The sequence below is a fragment of the Cryobacterium sp. MLB-32 genome, from assembly GCF_000738085.1.
GTDB lineage: Bacteria > Actinomycetota > Actinomycetes > Actinomycetales > Microbacteriaceae > Cryobacterium.
Genome location: NZ_JPRS01000299.1, coordinates 1 through 1,745, shown reverse-complemented (window position 1 = coordinate 1,745; position 1,745 = coordinate 1). Strand labels below are relative to the sequence as shown.

The window sequence follows — 1,745 nt, the reverse complement described above, 5'->3', positions numbered from 1 at the left end:
TCGTCGCTTCGATGTCGCGAACGGCGATGCCGACGTTGTCGAGTTTGATGGCCATGTGTTGAAAGCTATCAAGGTGGATTGAATAGCTCCAGTGGCGCGGCCATACTACTGCCCGCAAGCCGGACGGCCACCGCGACAGATCCACAGCAGATCCACGCCACGACCCAACACCCCAAGGACGTGTCAGAGGGGAACCGCAAACGGCTGGATGTAAAGGGTGGCACGCCTTCTTCGCTCGGCAAGGAGTCCCCCAAGAGTCCCAATGTGTTCGAGCGGCACTTCGAACGCGTCGTCACATTTCGAGGAGGTGTTGCAGTTCGCACAATTACGGCCTGGCCCAAGGCGCTCCTAGGGACGCGCTAGCCCTCCCTGTCGCCGGCCGACATATCGCCGACGCCAGGTGCGCCGCTGGCGAGTGCGTAGCGCTGCATCACCGCACCCTTCGGTGAGGCGACGACCGGTTCGATGAGTCTGAGGTTCGTCGGAACCACGCCGTCGGCGAAGACCTTCTTTCCACCGCCGAGGAGGATCGGATACACCCAGAGCGTGAGCCGATCGAAGAGCAGTTCGGCGAACAACGTCTGGACGAAATCGAGACTCCCGATGACGTGGGTGTTCGCGTGCCGGTCGCGCAGTTCGCGCACGGCAGCGACGGTATTAGGACCGAGGAGTGTGGAGTTGGCCCACTCGAGAGTCGGCGTCTGGCGCGAGGCCACGTATTTCGGGAGACGGTTGAAGAGACCCGCGATGCTCTCGTCCAGGCCGCCCTCTTGATGCGGCCAGTACGCGGCGAAGATGTCGTAGGTGTTGCGCCCAAGCAGCAGCGCGTCCATCCCCGCCATCCCGGATTCGACCTGCGCGCCGACGACCTCGTCGAATAACGGCGATTGCCAGCCGCCAAACGCGAAACCACTGTCGGCGTCCTCGTCTGGTCCGCCGGGCGCCTGCGCGACGCCGTCGAGCGTAGTGAACAGGTCGATGTGGATGAGTCCCATGCTTATTCCGTTCCTGTTGCCCGTCGTCGCCCCGGTGATGGGACTACTTGGAGGCTTCCACACGATGCGCTGGGAAGCAACGGGCAGTAACGGGTCGACACGAGCGAACTGCGCATCGGGCAATGCCTCCGACCGAGCAACGACATCCGCCCGCCCTGAAGGATGGACAAAGGTCAGGTGACACGCCCTCGACTAAACCGTAAACGGAACTGTCCGCGGGAGCCGAGAGCCGCGCAGGCGAACAACGGCGGCCAGGTGCGGATCGCTCACGCGGTGCGGTTCTGCTTGCCGTCGAGCCACAGCGTGTCCGAGGGGTCGCTGTGCGCGGTACCTGTGCCCACATGCTTGGCGTCGATCTTTTCGCCGCTTTTGATGACGTGCACCAGAGCCATGGCATGACCGCGGCCCAAGTCGAAGTCAGCTTTGAGCCAGTCAATGATAACGCCGGCTTTCGTGGACGGATCGTCGAAACCCTTCGCCTGGGCGAGCGCGATGAACTGGCGCGGGGTCAGTCCCGTTTTATCTTCGATGTTGTCGAGGTACGCCTGGAATGACATCTCTACTCCTCTGCCGGTGGTGCTGAGATTCGTAGGTCCGACACGCAACAAGATTCGATCTTTCGATCAAGATATCCCGCGCAGCGCGAATCGGACCGGCCAGGTCAAAAACGAACCTTGACGAAGTGAAAAACTAGCGAGCGTGCGAGGCTGACCGAAAGTGGCAAGAAATGAACCGCCCACGGAAAGCTAC

Annotated in this window: 2 protein-coding genes; both read right to left on the bottom strand. The window is 61.8% G+C overall.

All coding sequences use genetic code 11. The features are described from left to right. Positions 1-359: 359 nt before the first annotated feature. Positions 360-995 (bottom strand): dihydrofolate reductase family protein, encoded by a 636-nt coding sequence (locus JF66_RS17850; protein ID WP_035880135.1) that lies wholly within the window; start codon positions 993-995, stop codon positions 360-362. 266 nt (positions 996-1,261) lie between these two features. Then, positions 1,262-1,552, bottom strand: coding sequence for a DUF4287 domain-containing protein (locus JF66_RS17845; protein ID WP_035880134.1), 291 nt, complete (start codon positions 1,550-1,552; stop codon positions 1,262-1,264). Between the last annotated feature and the right edge of the window lie 193 nt (positions 1,553-1,745).

Excerpts from the sequence above, each read along its gene's own strand:
- JF66_RS17850 (WP_035880135.1), bottom strand. The coding sequence starts at position 995 with ATGGGACTCATCCACATCGACCTGTTCACTACGCTCGACGGCGTCGCG.
- JF66_RS17845 (WP_035880134.1), bottom strand. The coding sequence starts at position 1,552 with ATGTCATTCCAGGCGTACCTCGACAACATCGAAGATAAAACGGGACTG.